Raw genomic sequence first — 16918 nt, 5'->3', positions numbered from 1 at the left:
CAACCCCTTGTAATCGAATTACCTTTTACGCTGAGGAATATATGAAACTAATAATAAACATGACAGCTGAAGAGGCTTCTGAGTTCCTTTTAAAACATGAGAGCTATTGTAATTTCCCTCTGCCACCATATTTTGATTTTTCACCAATTTTGCTGGCAACAAAAGTTGGATTAGATGCAAAACAAAATGGATTAAATGATATAGGGTTAAAAAAGGCATCAGATTTTGATAATGTTAACTATATCTTACAAACTAACAAAGATGGTCATTATGCGTGGCGACCATTTCAGCTAATTCATCCTGCTTTATATGTTCATCTGGTATCGAAAATCACAGAAGATGAAAACTGGAATTTGATTAAAGACAGATTCGAATATTTCAATAGTAATGAAAAAATATGTATCGCTAGCATACCTCGTAAAGCTGGCGAAAAATCGCCATCAGATACAGCCGAATCTGTTATGGGGTGGTGGAATGATGTTGAGCAACTATCAATTGAAAAATCATTGGACTTTAAATATATATTCCATACGGATATAGCGAACTTTTATCCTTCAATTTATACGCACTCAGTTTCATGGGCAATCCATACAAAAGAAACAGCAAAAATCCCCAATAACAGAAGTAAAATTAGCTTAATTGGTGTTTCCATCGATAAAACTATTCAGCATATGCAAAATGGACAAACTAATGGCATCCCGCAAGGTTCTGTTTTGATGGATTTCATTGCTGAAATAGTACTGGGTTATGCAGACAGTGAGTTAACAAAAAAGTTAAATTTTTTAGGTGTCGAAGATTATTACATAATTAGGTATCGTGATGATTATCGGGTTTTCACAAACTCTAAAGAAGATAATGAAGCAATTGCAAGGCAAATTACGCTCACCCTTCAGGATCTTGGATTGCAACTTAATGCATCAAAAACGAGTTCAAGTGAAGACGTTGTACTTAACTCTATTAAAGACGATAAGCTTGAAGCACTTTCCCTTTTTAATAAAAATCAATCTGAAACAACTATTCAAAAGTCATTGTTAAAATTAGTTATGTTTTCTAGAAAGTACCCTAATTCAGGCCAACTTTCAAAACAGCTGGCTAAACTAAGCAAAAAACTTGAAACAAAGAAAACTTTGAAAGAAAACCCTAGGGTAATAGTCAGCATAATTACCGATATAATGATTAATAACCCACGTACTTTTGCATCATGTGCACTTGTGTTGAGTAAAGCTCTAAAGTTTATTGATAATTCAGCTGAGAAGTTAGAGTTATTGAAAAAAATTAGACATAAATTTAAACCTATTCTTGGAACTGGTGTACTAGATATTTGGCTACAGCGTATTTCTTATTCAATTCAACCTGACATTGAGTTTAATGAACCATTATGTAACATCACAGCTAATGTCCAAGGTATAAATATTTGGGAGTCTGACTGGATTACCGATAATAATTTTAAAACTAATTGTTTGTCTACATCAATTATTAATCGAGATACTCTTGCTAAATGTGATGCAGAAATATCGGAGGATGAAGTGGTACTGTTTCCTTATGATATTGAATTTCATGCAGAAGACGAAGAGTACTCATAGTTCTGTGTGTAGGTTGCCAACAAGGAGTTTAAGCGTTAAAAAAACAGTTGGTTATGTTCCTTTCTGCTACACATTTTAACCCACTATTTTTGTCGCTTAATGCGGCGTTAAGCACCCTATGAAAATGAGCCACGAAGAATATATCGAAACGAAACGAAACGTAAGCGTGACGTTGAAGTTGCAAGTGGAATGATTGATGGCACTATTCACTCTCTAGAGAGTGCAATTGAACTGTCTTCACTAAGGTTTGAGGTCGGCCTGTCCAAAGATGATAAAGATTTTCTGGCATCGCCTCAGAAATCGATCATTTACCGATTGGTACATCAAGGCAATATTGGCCTAAAGATGCCCTCGAACGGCACGAGCCAGAAATACAGCAATCTATTAAGTGGGCAAAGGATGTTTCTTTGTCAGAATGTAAATCTATCGTAGCGAGGTTCAATGCTTAACAAGGCCAAGTAGCATCGCTAGCAAATCTGGCTGGACCTCGCTACGCTCGGCCGCTGTTGGCTGCGTTATGTGCTTCCATCTGTAGCTGCAACCTGAGGTGTTATTTAATGAAGAATGAAGTATTAAATGCTCTAAATAGATCGCTAATAAGAATTAAGGAAGGATATCCTGTTGATCGGGAGGTAGACTTTCAATCGGTACTATTTGGCGAGCTATATAAAGAATTACCCAGCGCAATAATTCGTTTCGAGCACACATTGAAAAATGACTATCAATCATATGCTCAGCGAGGAAGTTCAACAAAAAATCGAAAAAGCTGTGTTGACCTCCATATCACTGACGCTGGTAAAGCTATTGTAATCGAATTGAAGTATTTTAAAGGTTCGAGTAAAGAAGATTGTGCCGACATGATCGCTGACCTCGCAAAAGTAGAGCGAATTGTCGAGGCGGGCGAGGCTAATGAGGGTTTTTGCATTCAACTTATTAAGGAAGGCGTCATAGATCGATTGCCTACAATAATTGAGAAAAAGGAATACAGTTTCGAAGTTGGTCGGTGGGATTACAACTTTGAAATTAAGGGTAAATATCAAGTAGTTTCAAGCAAATCTCCATGCGGTAGATTTTTAATCTGGCATCATATCAAGTGATAAAACCGCATATGACAAGCAAAGTCACTGCGATCAAATACTCTCCACTTCGCTTTTGTGCAGAGAGATACTCGCACAAAAGCAAAGCTCCGGTATTTGGCGCGTGCTTTGGGCGTGATAAGCCAAGGAAAGTATGAGTATATCGAGGGAACAATTAGCAAAAGTTAGAACTCCATTCAGATTGCTATCAGGCTTTATTTTTGTGTTGTCACTTTTGCTAGTCCCAATAATAATCTTTATTGCTTATACAGAGCCGTATGATCATTTCATTTGGGGTATTACGGCAATTACTTTTTTAATGGGCTATATATCTGGTCGTGTAACAATCACGGGATATGCCCCAAAACTTTTACTGTTTATACACGGTTCTAAAAAAGGCTTATAACAAGTTGCTCAAGTTCGTTCGTAAACTCACTGGGACAATTAACAGTTGGCTTGGCGCTTCGCGTAAGTATAGCCAATTGTTAATTGTCCCTTAGCAAAGCATTATACGTACAGGAGATTTCGGCACATGGAAAGTTTTATTCCGTTAAGCATTATTATTTTACTTCTTTTTATTCAAATCAAGCTATTCAAAGATATGTGTAAATATTTATCTTCGGCTTATTCAGAAGAGTGGGAAAAATTATCCGAAAACTCTATGGAGGGTTCTAAATGGTCAGTGACAAGCGCTAATTTATCAGAGTCACTTAAGACTGGTTTTTTCTCTACTGTTTCTGATGCTAAAGTTGTAAAGTTTGTAAAAGCTAGAAAATTAATTATGTACATAATGGGGGGCATAATTCTCCTACAATTTATAATGGCATATATACAGTAATGTACGTATAACAAGAGACTATGGCGTTAATAGATAATTTTATCCTTTGGCACATCCCATAAAACACCATCCCTTAATATCGAATTTAAGATTACAACCATCTTCCTGATACTGGCAATAATAGCCACTTTCTTAGGTTTTCCTGCGGCTACTAATCGCCGATAAGTCCCTTTGAAAACGGGGTTCGATTATATTGCTGACATCATGGCCATGAATTTAGTGGGGAGCAGCGTAAACTTTATGTCATTGCACTCAATCCGAAGCTCTAAAGCACTTCTGTCCAGAATTGAGCTAGTTAATCAGTCTGGGGTAGAGTTAATCACACGCCAAAACCAGCCTGTTTGCGTTGGCTTCGGGTTAACCAGATTTTGCCCCAAAATTTGATAGAACCATTTTTAGTAATGATACAGAGTGTCCAGTATTACTGGATCAGATCATCTCACCAATTTCCGCATATAGTGTAGAGATCAATTCGATTCGTTGATGTAGTATTTTTTAGTGGCCTGAGTAACGGTGGCGATTCAGATTGAGATTTCCAATCTCAGTTCGCTAAAAAAATATTTAACTCAGATTGGTACTTTAGGTTCGGGATCGATTAGCTTTGCAAAGCACCAGTTAACAAGATCGGAGAATAGTATGATGGTTGAATTTACAGAGCTTAACGCATTTGAGTATTTAGGGGGGCTGCTAAAGGAGGCCGCCGAGGGGAAAAGGCATCGTTCTGACTATGCGGTAATTAAGAGATTTATAGAACGGTATTCAGAACTTGAGCCACATGTAAAGGTGATGTATCAAACCCTAACAATTCCTCAAATGAATCGTTTCATTGGCCTTGTAATTGACGCAGTGGCATTCGGAAATAAGAGTGAAGTCGAGGAAGTCAGAACTGCCCCAAAAGAGTTGAAAGCGATTAATGACAAAATTTACAAGCTTGCATTTGAACTAGCCGAACAACTGGATAAGAGAACTCAATTACATGAAAGTACTTCATTTACAAGCAACACTCACTATGCTCTATTCAAACTTATAGAAGATGCAGGACAATCAAATTACATGTTTGAAAGTTATTTAAAAGAATCATTGAGAAATACTATTGGCCCGTATGACCTAAGATATTACCCATCGATTAGTCAAATAGTCACTCAACTGGGGATTGATGCTCAAAATGCCTTAATTGAGACGAGTTCAGAACTAGATCTGATTCTCACTAGAACCGAGCGCCCATCTAGCGCAGATCAAATCAGGGCAATATTAAGAACTGTGCAGTTTTCTAAAGAAAATGATGGAGACTATTGCTACTTTAAAATACCTGATGATTTTGAATTATCGAGCCAAGCCATTGCCGCTTTTGCGAATGTCGCTTTTGACATTCCATTTGATAAGTTGGTTGATGATCTACAGGTAAGAAATGCCAAGCGGAAATATAAACAGCTTAGTGAAGAAGATTAATTCCGAAAGCTGGGGGGCTAGATGTGCCATACTTTTGGTAATCCGAGATACCGCTAAATCAATCCAAATCATAACTCAGAAATGTCCAGAAATGAGTTAACTCATGTTCTTGTATAGCACTTTTCCATAGCCATCAATGAAGTTGAATCGAAGAGATAAAATTCAGGTGTAGATAAGCTAGGGAGTATCCAAAACACGGATGTTTTGGTTGAGCCCACAAGGATGTGCTTGCGGCGTCTCACTGGATTATCTGCACTAAAGCCTGCGGCAGGTAATTAATAACATTGAATTAACGATTTAAAACAAACTAGTAGATATGAAATAGGTTGGGCATTATTCGGACGAAAGTTTAACTACCAGCCAATAATGGGCCACAAATAAGTTAGTTTTCTTGGCGTAGAAATGGATAAGTAAACTCTGAACTTGAGGACTTTGTGCTGCTCAACTAAATCCATAGACACCTTTTACTCTAAGGTAAAAAAGGCCTCAACCGGTTACGTTAAAGCCTAAACCTGCCTAATTTACATCGTCGTTGTCTGAGTTAATAATCGATTAAGCCGAATTTAACTTCACCAAAGCAAGGCTTATACAACAATCCCCAAGTCATAAGATGACTTGGGGATTGTTGTTTTTCGTAAATATTTCTGCTGTAAATATTTCTGCTGTAAATATTTGTAGTCTATATCTACTTGGCGTTAACGTTTCCGCTATTGCTTAGGCAACTTGCGACCATATATCAGTAAGTAAATTGCGGGGATAACAAATAGCGATAATAGCGGCGCAGTCATCATACCGCCGACCATAGGTGCGGCAATTTTTTGCATGACTTCATTGCCAGTACCGCTACCCCACATAATTGGCAGTAAACCAAAAAATATGGTGGCGACTGTCATGGCTTTAGGGCGAATTCGCATTACGGCACCCTCAACTAAGGCGGCAGTTAAATCCGCTCTACTGTGGTAGTTGCCGGCTTGTTTATAGGCCTTAATACTATTATTAAGGTATACCTGCATTACTACGCCAAACTCGGCGGCAACCCCAGCGAGGGCAATCATACCGACCGATACCGCAACGGAAAAGTTAAAATCCAGCCCATAAAGTAGCCATGCACTACCTACCAATGAAAAAGGCAAACTTAGCATGATCACCGATGCTTGTATGACCGAATTAAATGTCATCATTAGCAGCATAAAAATCACCGCAATCATTAATGGGATCACCATTTTCATCTTAGCATCAACCCGCTGCATGTACTCGTATTGCCCCGCAAAGCTATAGTTGTAGCGCGGAGGCAGAGTAATTTGTTGCTTAAGTGCCTTTTCAGCCGCAACGATATATTCACCAATAGAAATGTCTTTGAGATCGACAAACACCCATGAGATCAGGCGGCCATTTTCACTGGCTAACATGGGGGCACCATCACTGATTTTGAGATCAGCTAAATAGCTTAAGGGTAAGTATTTCCCTGTTTTAGTCAGCACAGGTAAGTTTTTGAGTTTCTCGATATTATCTCGTAACTCTCGCGGGTAACGTATGTTGATGGGATAGCGTTCTTGGCCTTGAATTGACTCACCAATGGTCATGCCACCAATAGCCATTTGCACTACATCTTGGATATCTTTTAAGGTCATGCCATAGCGTGCAGCATTTTTAAGATCTGGGGTAATATCAATATATCGCCCACCGCTACTGCGCTGTGAAAATGCTGACACTGTGCCAGGTAATTGGTTTACTACCGCTTCTATTTCAGCGCCAATACGTTGCAGTTCTTCGACATTCGACCCCGATATCTTTATGCCAACAGGTGTTCTCACCCCAGTAGATAACATATCGATACGAGTTTTAATCGGTTGCACCCAAGCATTGGTCATCCCTGGAATACGCACGGTTTTTTGCAGTTCTGCAATAATGCTTTCTAAGGTTACGCCATCACGCCATTCTGCTGTGGGTTTGAGCATAATAGTGGTTTCGAGCATGGTGAGCGGTGCAGGATCCGTTGCGGTAATGGCGCGGCCCACTTTGCCAAATACCCGTTTAACTTCGGGAACGGTTTTTATTAGTCGGTCAGTTTGCTGCAATATTTCTGCCGCTTTACCCGCGCTGACACTGGGCAATGTGGTTGGCATATAGAGCAGATCACCTTCTTCCAAGGTGGGCATAAATTCTGATCCCATCTGGCTTAATGGGTAGTAAGCACTGAATAGCACAATAATCGCCAATCCAATGGTGATTTTAGGGAAGTTCAGTACCCATTTAAGTAATGGCTGATAGATAGCAATCAATACCCGACTAATAGGGTTTTTACGCTCATCAGGGATTTTTCCGCGGACAAAATAGCCCATTAATACCGGAATTAAGGTGATTGCTAAGATTGCAGATGCGGCCATGGCAAAGGTTTTAGTAAAGGCCAGTGGATGGAATAAACGTCCTTCTTGCGCTTCAAGGGCAAAGACTGGAGTAAAGCTTAATGTAATGATCAATAAGCTGAAGAACAGTGCTGGGCCGACCTCAATTGAGGCTTCTTTTACCAGTTGCCAGTGATCTTCTCCCTCAGGAGCCTTACCGTGTTTTTGACGATAATGCTCTAAATGTTTATGAGTATTTTCGACCATCACAATAGAGGCATCAACCACAGCACCAATAGCAATGGCAATACCGCCTAAGCTCATAATGTTGGCATTGACTCCAATAATATTCATGGCGATAAAGCTGACTAAAATTGAAATAGGTAAGGTGATAATTGCCACTAAGGTTGAGCGGGCATGCAGTAAAAATAGTAGGCAAATAAGCCCAACTACGAGCATTTCTTCAAGCACTTTATGGGTAAGGTTATCGACTGAGCGCAAGATTAAGTCTGAGCGGTCATAAGTGGTGACTAACTCGACACCATCAGGTAGTCCATTACTGATTTGCTCGAGTTTTTTCTTCACATTATTAATGGTTTCAAGGGCATTTTCACCATAGCGCATTACGACAATGCCGCCGACGACTTCGCCTTTACCATCAAGTTCTGCAATACCACGGCGCGCTGCCGGGCCGGTTCTTAATTGCGCGACATCTTTCATTAATACCGGCGTGCCGGTTTCGGACAAAATACCTAAGGGAATTTCAGCAAAGTCAGCAATGGTCTGGCGATAACCACTTGAGGTGATCATATATTCTGCTTCGGCCATTTCAATCACCGAGCCGCCAGTCGAACTATTGGAATTATCTAAGGCATTTTTAATGGTCATTAAGTCGATTTGATACAAAGCTAGCTTATGCGGGTCGACGACCACTTGGTAAGTTTGTTCCATACCACCGACGGTAGCAACTTCAGATACTCCTGCAACACTTTGTAATTCAAGCTTTAAAAACCAATCTTGTAATGAACGTAATTGAGCTAAATCATATTGTCCGTTGCGATCGACTAAGGCGTATTGAAAAATCCAACCTACACCAGAAGCATCTGGCCCAATGCTTGGCGTAACGCCGGCAGGCAGTTGATCTTGGGTTTGAGACAAGTATTCTAATACCCGTGAACGTGCCCAATAAATGTCGGTGCCGTCTTCAAAAATGACGTACACAAATGAATCGCCAAACATTGAAAATCCACGCACCGTTTTAGCTCCGGGCACGGCAAGCATGGCCGATGACAATGGATAGGTAATTTGATCTTCAACCAATTGCGGTGCTTGGCCTGGGTATGACGTTTTAACAATAACTTGCACATCGGATAAGTCGGGAAGCGCATCGAGTGGTGTCATGCGCATCGCTTGATAACCCACTAAGGCGATAACGGCCGTGAGTACCAACACCATAACGCGTTGTTTTATTGAAGCACTGATAATTTTTGCTAACATTGTTGTGCTCCTTTAGTGCTGGTGAGCATCTGTCGCAGTGGCATTTATTGGCGCATTACTTAAACGCTGTAAACTGCCTTGAATACTGGCTTCTGAGTCCAATAAGAACTGCCCTGAAATAACCACTTTGTCATGTTCATTCAGTCCCTCTAAAATTTCGGCTCTACCGTCTGCCATCATACCAATTTTGACTGGCACCGAAGCAAAGCTGGTATCACTGCGCTGCACCACAATACGGTTTTCACGTCCGGTAAGAATCAGCGCTTCAGTTGGTACAGTGAGCACGTTATTTTTAGGCAAACCATATAAGGTCACATCCACTAAGCTACCGGGTCTAAGCTTGTCGTGATGATTATTCAGTTTGATCCGCACTCGCATTGCGCGTGTGACTGGGTCTAATTCGGGGTAGATGTAGTCAATGGTTGAGTCGATATCAAACAGTCCTTGCGCCGCGGCACTCACAGTGACTTTACGACCTTGTTGTAACCAATTTTGTTCGTTTTCAAACACATCTGCAATCACCCATACGCTGTCTAAATTAACGATTTCAAACAAGGTATCACCTGGCTGAATGTACATACCATCGCGAACGGTTAACTTACTGATAAAGCCATCTTGCGGAGCATAAAAAGGTACTTTAAAAATGGTTTCACCGGTTTTTTCTAAGTGCTTGATTACAGAGCTATCAACACCGAGTAGTTCTAAGCGTTTGCGTGCTTTGCGTAATAAACTACTGCCCCGTTTTGTATCTTGTTTAAGGTAGTCTTGTGCTTGGGAATAGTCGTCTTGGGCAGTGACCAGTTCTGGCGAGTACAGCTCATATAAAAGTTGGCCCTTTTTTATTTGTTGTCCCACGTTATTTACCGTTAGCGTTTCTATCCATCCGGTTGCGCGTGTATGCACATGGCCAATTGCATTCTGGTTATATTCTACTGTGCCTATGGTGTTAACTTGGCGAGATAAGCTCGTTCTTTCAACGACATGACTTCGCATGCCTAATGCCTGCTGCATGCCGCCAGATACACCGACCACAATTTCTTGGCTTGGGTCTGTTACGGTCACTTTTTCAAGGTTCATACCACAGATAGGGCAAGTTCCAGGTGCATCGGATATCACATGTGGATGCATAGGACAGACATATTTTACATTGGTGCTATCGCTCTGATTGGCTGTCGGCATTAATTTAGCGACTAATGCGGGTTCAGGTTGACTAAACACCTTATCTGCTTGGCTTTTTTCTACAGAAGCAGCACTTTGCATGTTTGCCATTGGCGCTTGAGTGTCGTCAACTGTGGATTCTTCTTCTTCCTCCTCTTTGACGACGAGAAACATATTACAAATGGGACAGGTTCCCTCTTTATCACTGATCACTTCAGGGTGCATCGGGCAAGTATAGGTTTTACCAGCTTGTACCTGATGCTGGGCATGATCGTGCTCTGCGCCATAAACGACAGGTGATGTCATAGTAATAGGGATTATTACCCCAACAAACGCGCCTAGTAGCACACTAGAAAGTGGTAATTTCTTCATAACAACCTCGATATTCATCATGACGATACTGACGATCGTCATGATGAGAAACACTAAAAACAATTATATTGAACGTACGCAATGCACAAGAATAATCAATTAAACTTGTTTGCTATGCTTTGTTCTACTGGGATAGCGTTTTGCATGTTTGTCATTGGATGCTGCATGTTTGCCATTGGATGATGAGTGTCGCCAGCGCTGGACTCAGCTTGCTCCTCTTTGACGACGAGGAACATATTGCAGATGGGACAGCGTCCCTCTTTATCGCTGATCACTTCAGGGTGCATCGGGCAAGTATAGGTTTGACTGGCTTGCGACTGATGCTGGGTATGATCGTGCTCTGCGCCATAAGCAACAGGTGATGTGAGAGCTGCTGGGATGATGACACCAACGAATGCGCTTAATAGCACGCTAAAAAATGGTAACTTTTTCATAATAACCTCGATATTCATCATGATAATACTGACGATCGTCATGATGATAAACGCTAAAAAACAATAGTATTGACTGTGCTCAACGCACAAGAATGATCAATTGAATTAAGCGATAGGAGGGCGGAACGCAGGAGGGAAAGCGATTGATACACGGTTAACAACCATCGCAAGCGGTGCAGGATAGACCGGAATATTAAGCATCGCCAATGGCATATCAATTAGGTTAGCGGTAAACGAAATAGTCAAACAGTGGTTACAATCCGGACTACAAACACCGGAACCATTACAACAGCTGGTTTGCGGTAACGATGCAGCAATGGATTCATCCACATTATTGACAGCACTTGGCATATCATGGCAATTCTTCATTGCCCCGTGCGTCATAGTTGTTGAGGTGTTGTCAGTGTTAGCGGACATTTTTTGAGCCATTTCTGCATGGGCCATTGGCACCATCAAACTGTCATTAGTCAGCAACCCCTGTCCGACAAGTGCGAACAAAGTGATTATAATGATCCAATAGTTTGACTGCTTTGCTCTCATTTAGCCTTAACCAAGTCGTTTTATGGGGTTAGCTTAACAGACCTTTACTTCAGTAAACATCTTTCAAGTAATAACACATTATATTCATTAATCTGAAAATGATGATAACGCTTTTATGACCATTATCGTGTGATACACATTCCATTTCATTAATTTAGGGTCCACTTAGGTTTAAAACGGCATTATTTACCTTTTAGTTTGAGCCGATACCTGTTGCGCTTGAGCATATCAATCACCCAAATTAATCCACTGAAGATTAACCATAAAGTGATAAATGCAAACATCATAATAGGGATGTTATTAAAACTGCCTTGATTGGTGTAATCCATAAAGTGCAGCATAAAAAATACATCGGCTAAACGTGTATGTTCATCACTGTGGCCGACGAGTCGACCCGACTGCGCTTCAATATACACGCTGGTGGTAATGTTATCGGCAAAGTTTATCTGCCAAGTGTCATTGTGCTGTTTTGGAAAGTCGTCTAATGGTGGGGTGAGTAAGCGAGTTGAACTGATTTCGGCCTCTCCGGAGTAGGACGCTTTGGCCAGCTGTTGTGCCATTGTGGTATCAATTACGACTGGGTTACCGTCATACGCATCAACTAAGGTGTAGTCATGGTTGAGATTATTGTATAAGCCTTTTTCATGGGTTAATAAGTAGTAAGGCTTACCTAATAAAGTAATGAGGTTCAGTGACACGCTAGGCTTAAATGTGGCCAAAATAGTACTAGGTTCAAGCAAACGATGAGTTTCTATTACCACGTCAGCGTGAGTATCGTTAAGATGAGTCCGTCCTTGGGCTTTATTGTGATCCATGAGATTAAAATATAGGCCGCTGATTAACCATAGCAGTAACTGAATCCCTACAATGACAGATGCCCATTTATGCAGTTTTCTGACCCAAAGCATTAGGCAACCCCACTGTGTTTACGCTTACTCAACATAGGCTTGCGTTTGTTTTTAGTACGACGTAATACCCTGAAATACGTCAAGGTTAACCCGCTAACGGTAGCTAAAGTTGAGAACAGTGCTATCCAGAATAATAATTGATTATCGATTTCTTCAGCATCGCCATAATCCATCACATGAAAGCGAAACATCCAGTCGAATAAACGCCAAAATGCATGGCGCTTTGCTACTACTAATCCGCTGTCAGCAGAGATATAAATTGATGGTGCGGAAAAGTGGTCGAAATTAATTCGCCACGCAGGTAAGTGGCGAGTACTAAGTTCAAAAGGCGGATTATCGGTCAGTAAACTCACGTCGGTAATCGGCTCATTACCAAGGTAATAATATTGGGCTAATGCAATGGCTGTTGTTTGATTAAGTGGCGATAAACGTTCCCCTGTCTGGGCATTTAGCATTAGCTGCTGAGTTGCTGTTTTGGTTGGAATGGCAAAGCGGTATACGTCTTGTTGCATCAGTTTACCGACGCTTATTTGCTCTGCTTTAGGGTAAGTTTGTAACAGTTTTACCAATGAATACTCTAGTTTATCGGGGTTGATTTTTGTTTGGGGGTTACTGATCAGCGAATCACCATGAATATAGTCAATATGCATAAACACCATATATGTTCCTGTCACTGACCAAATAACGAACTGTAGCCCGAGAAAAAGCATTAGCCATTTATGGAGTGTTCTTGCAGTTTTATGCATTCAAATTAACCTTATTATTTTTGTTGTTGGTTTGGTTAAAAAGCGTTTTATGCGAGTCAATCAGGCTTTAAATGACCATCGAGTTAGCATTAGCGGTTAAGTGACTCATAGTTTGCAGCAATTTATGTTAATCGTGAAGCTAAACAAGTGCTGTCAACGGACGACAATAGCCGTACCTTTATCAAAGAAAATGCATTGACTTAAATTTGCTGTGGTTAATATTTTGCCTTAAGTGTTATCAGCCGCGAGGCAAGGGCGAAGGCTTATACCCGTAGTCAAATTAGGTGGCATTTAACTCATTTTGTCGCTGAGCATTATCTTTATTGACCGCTTGGTTAACTAAATTTAGTCATCGATATTTATTTCGGTCATGTATGTGCAAAAGTCGAGACCTAGCTCGCACTTTAGACATTTTTTAGATAAATAATTCTCAAAATAGCGACTAAAATCAATTTTATAATTTCGAATAATCCTAAACTAGACTTATAAATATTAGAAATTCCTTTTTTGCTATTACGGAGATTGAACAATGAACTGGCGTGCACTATTTAAACCAAGCGCGAAGTACTCGATTATTGCCCTTATAGTGGTTGGTGTAATAGTGGGTGTCGTAGGTTATTTCACAACACAACAAACTTTGCATGCAACAAGTACCGATGCTTTTTGTATGACATGTCACCGTGACCATTCGTTAAGAGATGAGGTTATGGCGTCAGCTCATGGTGGTGGTAGAGCAGGTGTCACAGTGCAATGTCAAGATTGTCATTTACCACATGGCCCATTTGATTATTTAGTTAAAAAAATTATTGTGTCTAAAGATTTAATTGGTTTAATGACCATTGATGGCTTTATGACGCAAGAATGGTTAGATGAAAACCGTAAAGAACAAGCTGATTTAGCATTAGAATACTTTCGCGGAAATGATTCAGCTAACTGTCGCCATTGCCATACTCGTATTTATGAAGATCAGCCAGATACGATGAAGAAAATGGCCGTAAGAATGCACAGTATGAACTTTAAAAAAGCACCAGAAGACAGAAAGACCTGTGTCGATTGTCATAAAGGTGTCGCGCATCCTTATCCTAAAAAGTAATGTGCCGATATTGTTAACTAAAAAACCTCGTTAAATAACGAGGTTTTTTTATACCAATGGTTCAGCTTATCACCGTTTGATTATTTGTTGATGCTGTTAATAAGCGGGCTAGAGTGCTGTGAATGATAGTGCTCAAATAGCGCAAATACTCCCCAAAGTAAAATTGCCCGATAATGTGCCGCAGGCTTGTTGTTACGGGGATTTTTTAAGAATGTGATGAGTACTAGTAGCAGGTGTATCACCGCGGTAATACAGGCTAATACATTAATAAAGAGCCAAACGTCTGCGCTGAAAATAAACCAGCCGTAAGCCATCAAACACCACATCGACAAAGTAGCCGTTTTACCAATAAGTACAATATCGTTTATTGATATCGGCATTGACTTAATCGGCCGATAATTCGGTATTGTTCGGCTGGTATTGGTACAGTCGATAACATACTTGACCTGCCTTTTTTTCTTTTAAGGCAACCCAGGTTGCTGGCACATCGAATGAGGTCAATTCTGATTCGGTTTCGAGATAAATTTGTGCATTGGGGTTTAACCATTGATGTTGCATCAATAACTCAATGGTGTTGTTTACTAAATCTTTACGAAACGGCGGATCGATAAACACCATATCAAATCCTGTTGTAGTGCCTTTTGCAAGTATTTGTAAACTATCGCCATTAATAACCTCTGCATTTTGGCATTGCAGGGTGGCAAGATTTTGTTTTAGCTGATTAGCCGCATTTTTTTGCAGTTCAATCATGGTTGCAAAGCTGGCATAACGGGATAAAGCTTCGAGGGATAATGCGCCACTGCCAGCGAAGCAATCAAGTACTCTGGCGCCACGAATATCGTTAGCAAGCCAATTAAATAAGGTCTCGCGCACACGATCGGTTGTTGGGCGTAAACCTTCAAGATCATGTATGGGTAGCTTTCGAGATCGCCATTGACCTGAAATAATCCGCACCTGACCGCTGCTGGTATTTTTTTTAGCCATCTCATCCTCGTGATTTTGCCTGAACAAAGAAAAAAGAAAGTGGTAGACTATGCCACAATCTGAACCGTCGTTATTTTATATCAAACTTGTGATTAAATGTGAGTATTCATCATTTTACTGGTTAGAGATGCAACAAACGGCTTCAACTGAATTTTTAAGCATATAAATACTGGTAGCAAACATGGCAAAGAAAGGTTTTTTTTCCTGGTTTCGTAAAGATAAGCCCGTCCCTGAAGGTGAAGATCAACAACAGCTTGATGTTGATAAACAGCATGACATTGCTACAGAGGCTACTGAACAACCCCAACATGCTGAGCTGCACAAGCAAGCCGATGACACCGCCCGTATAGAAGAAACCGAGCGACTGGAACTTGAGCGTATCGAACATGAGCGCCTCGAGCATCAGCGTCTAGACAATGAACGCGCTGAGCAAGCTCGTATTGAGGCTGATCGTATTGCTGCAGAACGTCAGGCCGCAGAAGTGCTAGCAGCCCAAAAGCTGGCAACCGAACAGGCGGAGCAACAACGGCTTGAGCATGAGCAAGCAGAGCAGGCTCGTATTGAGGCTGATCGTCTTGAGGCCGCTCGTATTGCTGCAGAACGTCAGGCCGCAGAAGTGTTAGCAGCCCAAAAGCTGGCAGCCGAACAGGCGGAGCAACAACGGCTTAAGCATGAGCAAGCAGAGCAGGCTCGTGTTGAGGCTGATCGTCTTGAGGCCGCTCGAATTGCAGCAGAACGTCAGGCCGCAGAAGTGTTAGCAGCCCAAAAGCTGGCAGCCGAACAGGCGGAGCAACAACGGCTTGAGCATGAGCAAGCAGAGCAAGCCCGTATTGAGGCCGAGCATATTGCTGCGCAAATCTTAGCTACTGAAGCGCTAGCCGCCGAGCAGTTAGTTGAGCAACAGGCTCCAATAGAGTCGATTGCGTTAGAAGAACAAGATGAGCCTCAAGCTAAACCGCAGAAAGAAGGTATGTTTGCCCGTTTAAAGCGTGGCTTGATGCGCACCAGTGAAAATATCGGTTCAGGTTTCATTGGCTTTTTCCGCGGTAAAAAAATTGATGATGAGTTATTTGAAGAACTTGAAGAACAATTATTGATTGCCGATGTTGGCGTAGAAACGACGACTAAATTGATCAAAAGCCTCACCGAACATGCATCACGTAAACAACTTAAAAATGCCGAAGCACTTTATGATTTAATGCGTGAAGAAATGCAAAAAATGCTCGATCCGGTAGCCGTTCCTTTGGTTGCCGAAAATGCTAATGGCCCGTTTGTTATTTTAATGATTGGTGTCAACGGCGTGGGCAAAACCACCACCATAGGTAAGCTCGCTAAACAGTATCAAAGCCAAGGTAAATCTGTCATGTTAGCTGCGGGTGACACTTTCCGCGCAGCAGCGGTAGAGCAGTTACAAGTATGGGGGCAGCGCAATAATATTCCGGTAGTGGCACAACATACTGGTGCTGACAGTGCTTCAGTCATATTTGATGCCTTACAAGCTGCTAAAGCACGTAAAGTTGACGTATTGATCGCCGATACCGCTGGGCGTTTACAGAATAAAAGCCACTTAATGGAAGAGTTAAAAAAGGTATTGCGAGTAATGAAAAAACTCGACCCTGATGCTCCCCATGAAGTGATGCTAACCTTGGATGCGAGTACCGGGCAGAATGCCATTAGCCAAGCACAACTCTTTAAAGAAGCGGTTGGTGTGACCGGTATTACCATCAGTAAGTTAGATGGTACCGCCAAAGGTGGGGTTATTTTTGCGATTGCCGATAAATTTTCTATTCCGATCCGCCATATTGGTGTGGGTGAGCAAATTGATGATTTGCGTACTTTTAACGCCAATGATTTTATTGAAGCATTATTTAGTCAGGATAAAACGGACCAATAAT

General features: G+C 41.2%; 14 protein-coding genes and 1 pseudogene. 6 read left to right on the top strand and 9 right to left on the bottom strand.

The annotated features are described in order from the left end of the window. Positions 1–41: 41 nt before the first annotated feature. From H5164_RS10475 to H5164_RS10465, 3 genes are all read left to right on the top strand, one after another. Positions 42–1583 carry an RNA-directed DNA polymerase gene (locus H5164_RS10475; protein ID WP_220492686.1) on the top strand — a complete coding sequence of 514 codons (1542 nt, stop codon included), beginning with the start codon at positions 42–44 and terminating at the stop codon, positions 1581–1583. Between the two features lie 557 nt (positions 1584–2140). After that, on the top strand, positions 2141–2680 hold the full coding sequence (locus tag H5164_RS10470) for a hypothetical protein (protein ID WP_182755981.1): 540 nt from the start codon (positions 2141–2143) through the stop codon (positions 2678–2680). Positions 2681–3191: 511 nt separating this feature from the next. Beyond that, positions 3192–3497 (top strand): hypothetical protein, encoded by a 306-nt coding sequence (locus H5164_RS10465; protein ID WP_182755980.1) that lies wholly within the window; start codon positions 3192–3194, stop codon positions 3495–3497. Positions 3498–3523: 26 nt separating this feature from the next. Here the strand turns inward: H5164_RS10465 and H5164_RS10460 are convergent. Further along, positions 3524–3712: pseudogene (locus H5164_RS10460) on the bottom strand (IS110 family transposase); the annotation flags it as partial. 421 nt (positions 3713–4133) lie between these two features. Between H5164_RS10460 and H5164_RS10455 the strand changes: the two are divergent. Further along, positions 4134–4946 (top strand): hypothetical protein, encoded by an 813-nt coding sequence (locus H5164_RS10455; RefSeq protein ID WP_182755978.1) that lies wholly within the window; start codon positions 4134–4136, stop codon positions 4944–4946. A gap of 707 nt (positions 4947–5653) precedes the next feature. Here H5164_RS10455 and H5164_RS10450 read toward each other — a convergent pair. The 6 genes from H5164_RS10450 to H5164_RS10425 form a co-directional block, all read right to left on the bottom strand. Further along, complete coding sequence (locus H5164_RS10450) at positions 5654–8788, bottom strand: efflux RND transporter permease subunit (protein WP_182755975.1); 3135 nt, start codon at positions 8786–8788, stop codon at positions 5654–5656. 12 nt (positions 8789–8800) lie between these two features. After that, positions 8801–10318 (bottom strand): efflux RND transporter periplasmic adaptor subunit, encoded by a 1518-nt coding sequence (locus H5164_RS10445; RefSeq protein ID WP_182755973.1) that lies wholly within the window; start codon positions 10316–10318, stop codon positions 8801–8803. A gap of 95 nt (positions 10319–10413) precedes the next feature. Next, a complete protein-coding gene (locus H5164_RS10440) occupies positions 10414–10752 on the bottom strand; it encodes a heavy metal-binding domain-containing protein (RefSeq protein WP_220492552.1) in 339 nt (112 codons plus the stop codon). Positions 10753–10857: 105 nt separating this feature from the next. After that, positions 10858–11226 carry a hypothetical protein gene (locus tag H5164_RS10435; protein ID WP_182755971.1) on the bottom strand — a complete coding sequence of 123 codons (369 nt, stop codon included), beginning with the start codon at positions 11224–11226 and terminating at the stop codon, positions 10858–10860. 248 nt (positions 11227–11474) lie between these two features. Beyond that, complete coding sequence (locus H5164_RS10430; protein ID WP_182755969.1) at positions 11475–12200, bottom strand: PepSY domain-containing protein; 726 nt, start codon at positions 12198–12200, stop codon at positions 11475–11477. After that, positions 12200–12946 carry a PepSY domain-containing protein gene (locus H5164_RS10425; protein WP_182755967.1) on the bottom strand — a complete coding sequence of 249 codons (747 nt, stop codon included), beginning with the start codon at positions 12944–12946 and terminating at the stop codon, positions 12200–12202. Before H5164_RS10425 ends, H5164_RS10430 begins: the two co-directional genes overlap by 1 nt. Before the next feature lie 529 nt (positions 12947–13475). Here H5164_RS10425 and H5164_RS10420 point away from each other — a divergent pair. Beyond that, entirely contained in the window at positions 13476–14039 is a 564-nt protein-coding gene (locus tag H5164_RS10420; protein WP_124017396.1) for a NapC/NirT family cytochrome c, read from the top strand. An 80-nt stretch (positions 14040–14119) separates the two neighbouring features. Here the strand turns inward: H5164_RS10420 and H5164_RS10415 are convergent, their stop codons facing one another. Both H5164_RS10415 and rsmD read right to left on the bottom strand, forming a co-directional pair. Then, positions 14120–14419, bottom strand: a complete 300-nt coding sequence (locus H5164_RS10415; RefSeq protein WP_182755965.1) for a hypothetical protein — start codon at positions 14417–14419, stop codon at positions 14120–14122. Positions 14420–14423: 4 nt separating this feature from the next. Then, the gene (gene rsmD / locus H5164_RS10410; RefSeq protein WP_182755963.1) at positions 14424–15023 is read right to left on the bottom strand and encodes a 16S rRNA (guanine(966)-N(2))-methyltransferase RsmD; all 600 of its coding nucleotides are present in this window, start codon (positions 15021–15023) and stop codon (positions 14424–14426) included. Positions 15024–15204: 181 nt separating this feature from the next. On the opposite strand from rsmD, the gene ftsY reads away from it, so the two are divergent. Continuing rightward, positions 15205–16917, top strand: a complete 1713-nt coding sequence (gene ftsY, locus H5164_RS10405; RefSeq protein WP_182755961.1) for a signal recognition particle-docking protein FtsY — start codon at positions 15205–15207, stop codon at positions 16915–16917. The last annotated feature ends 1 nt before the right edge of the window (position 16918 follow it).

It is taken from the genome of Shewanella sp. SG41-3, assembly GCF_014164545.1.
GTDB lineage: Bacteria > Pseudomonadota > Gammaproteobacteria > Enterobacterales > Shewanellaceae > Shewanella > Shewanella vesiculosa.
Note: the sequence above shows the minus strand (reverse complement) of the source record. Positions and strands in the feature narration are given on the sequence as shown.

Bases quoted from the DNA above. Each gene is read 5' to 3' on its own strand.
- H5164_RS10430 (WP_182755969.1), bottom strand. From the start codon at position 12,200: ATGCTTTGGGTCAGAAAACTGCATAAATGGGCATCTGTCATTGTAGGG.
- H5164_RS10445 (WP_182755973.1), bottom strand. From the start codon at position 10,318: ATGAAGAAATTACCACTTTCTAGTGTGCTACTAGGCGCGTTTGTTGGG.
- H5164_RS10450 (WP_182755975.1), bottom strand. From the start codon at position 8,788: ATGTTAGCAAAAATTATCAGTGCTTCAATAAAACAACGCGTTATGGTG.
- H5164_RS10455 (WP_182755978.1), top strand. From the start codon at position 4,134: ATGATGGTTGAATTTACAGAGCTTAACGCATTTGAGTATTTAGGGGGG.
- ftsY (WP_182755961.1), top strand. From the start codon at position 15,205: ATGGCAAAGAAAGGTTTTTTTTCCTGGTTTCGTAAAGATAAGCCCGTC.
- H5164_RS10425 (WP_182755967.1), bottom strand. From the start codon at position 12,946: ATGCATAAAACTGCAAGAACACTCCATAAATGGCTAATGCTTTTTCTC.
- H5164_RS10465 (WP_182755980.1), top strand. From the start codon at position 3,192: ATGGAAAGTTTTATTCCGTTAAGCATTATTATTTTACTTCTTTTTATT.
- H5164_RS10415 (WP_182755965.1), bottom strand. From the start codon at position 14,419: ATGCCGATATCAATAAACGATATTGTACTTATTGGTAAAACGGCTACT.
- H5164_RS10420 (WP_124017396.1), top strand. From the start codon at position 13,476: ATGAACTGGCGTGCACTATTTAAACCAAGCGCGAAGTACTCGATTATT.
- rsmD (WP_182755963.1), bottom strand. From the start codon at position 15,023: ATGGCTAAAAAAAATACCAGCAGCGGTCAGGTGCGGATTATTTCAGGT.
- H5164_RS10475 (WP_220492686.1), top strand. From the start codon at position 42: ATGAAACTAATAATAAACATGACAGCTGAAGAGGCTTCTGAGTTCCTT.
- H5164_RS10470 (WP_182755981.1), top strand. From the start codon at position 2,141: ATGAAGAATGAAGTATTAAATGCTCTAAATAGATCGCTAATAAGAATT.
- H5164_RS10440 (WP_220492552.1), bottom strand. From the start codon at position 10,752: ATGAAAAAGTTACCATTTTTTAGCGTGCTATTAAGCGCATTCGTTGGT.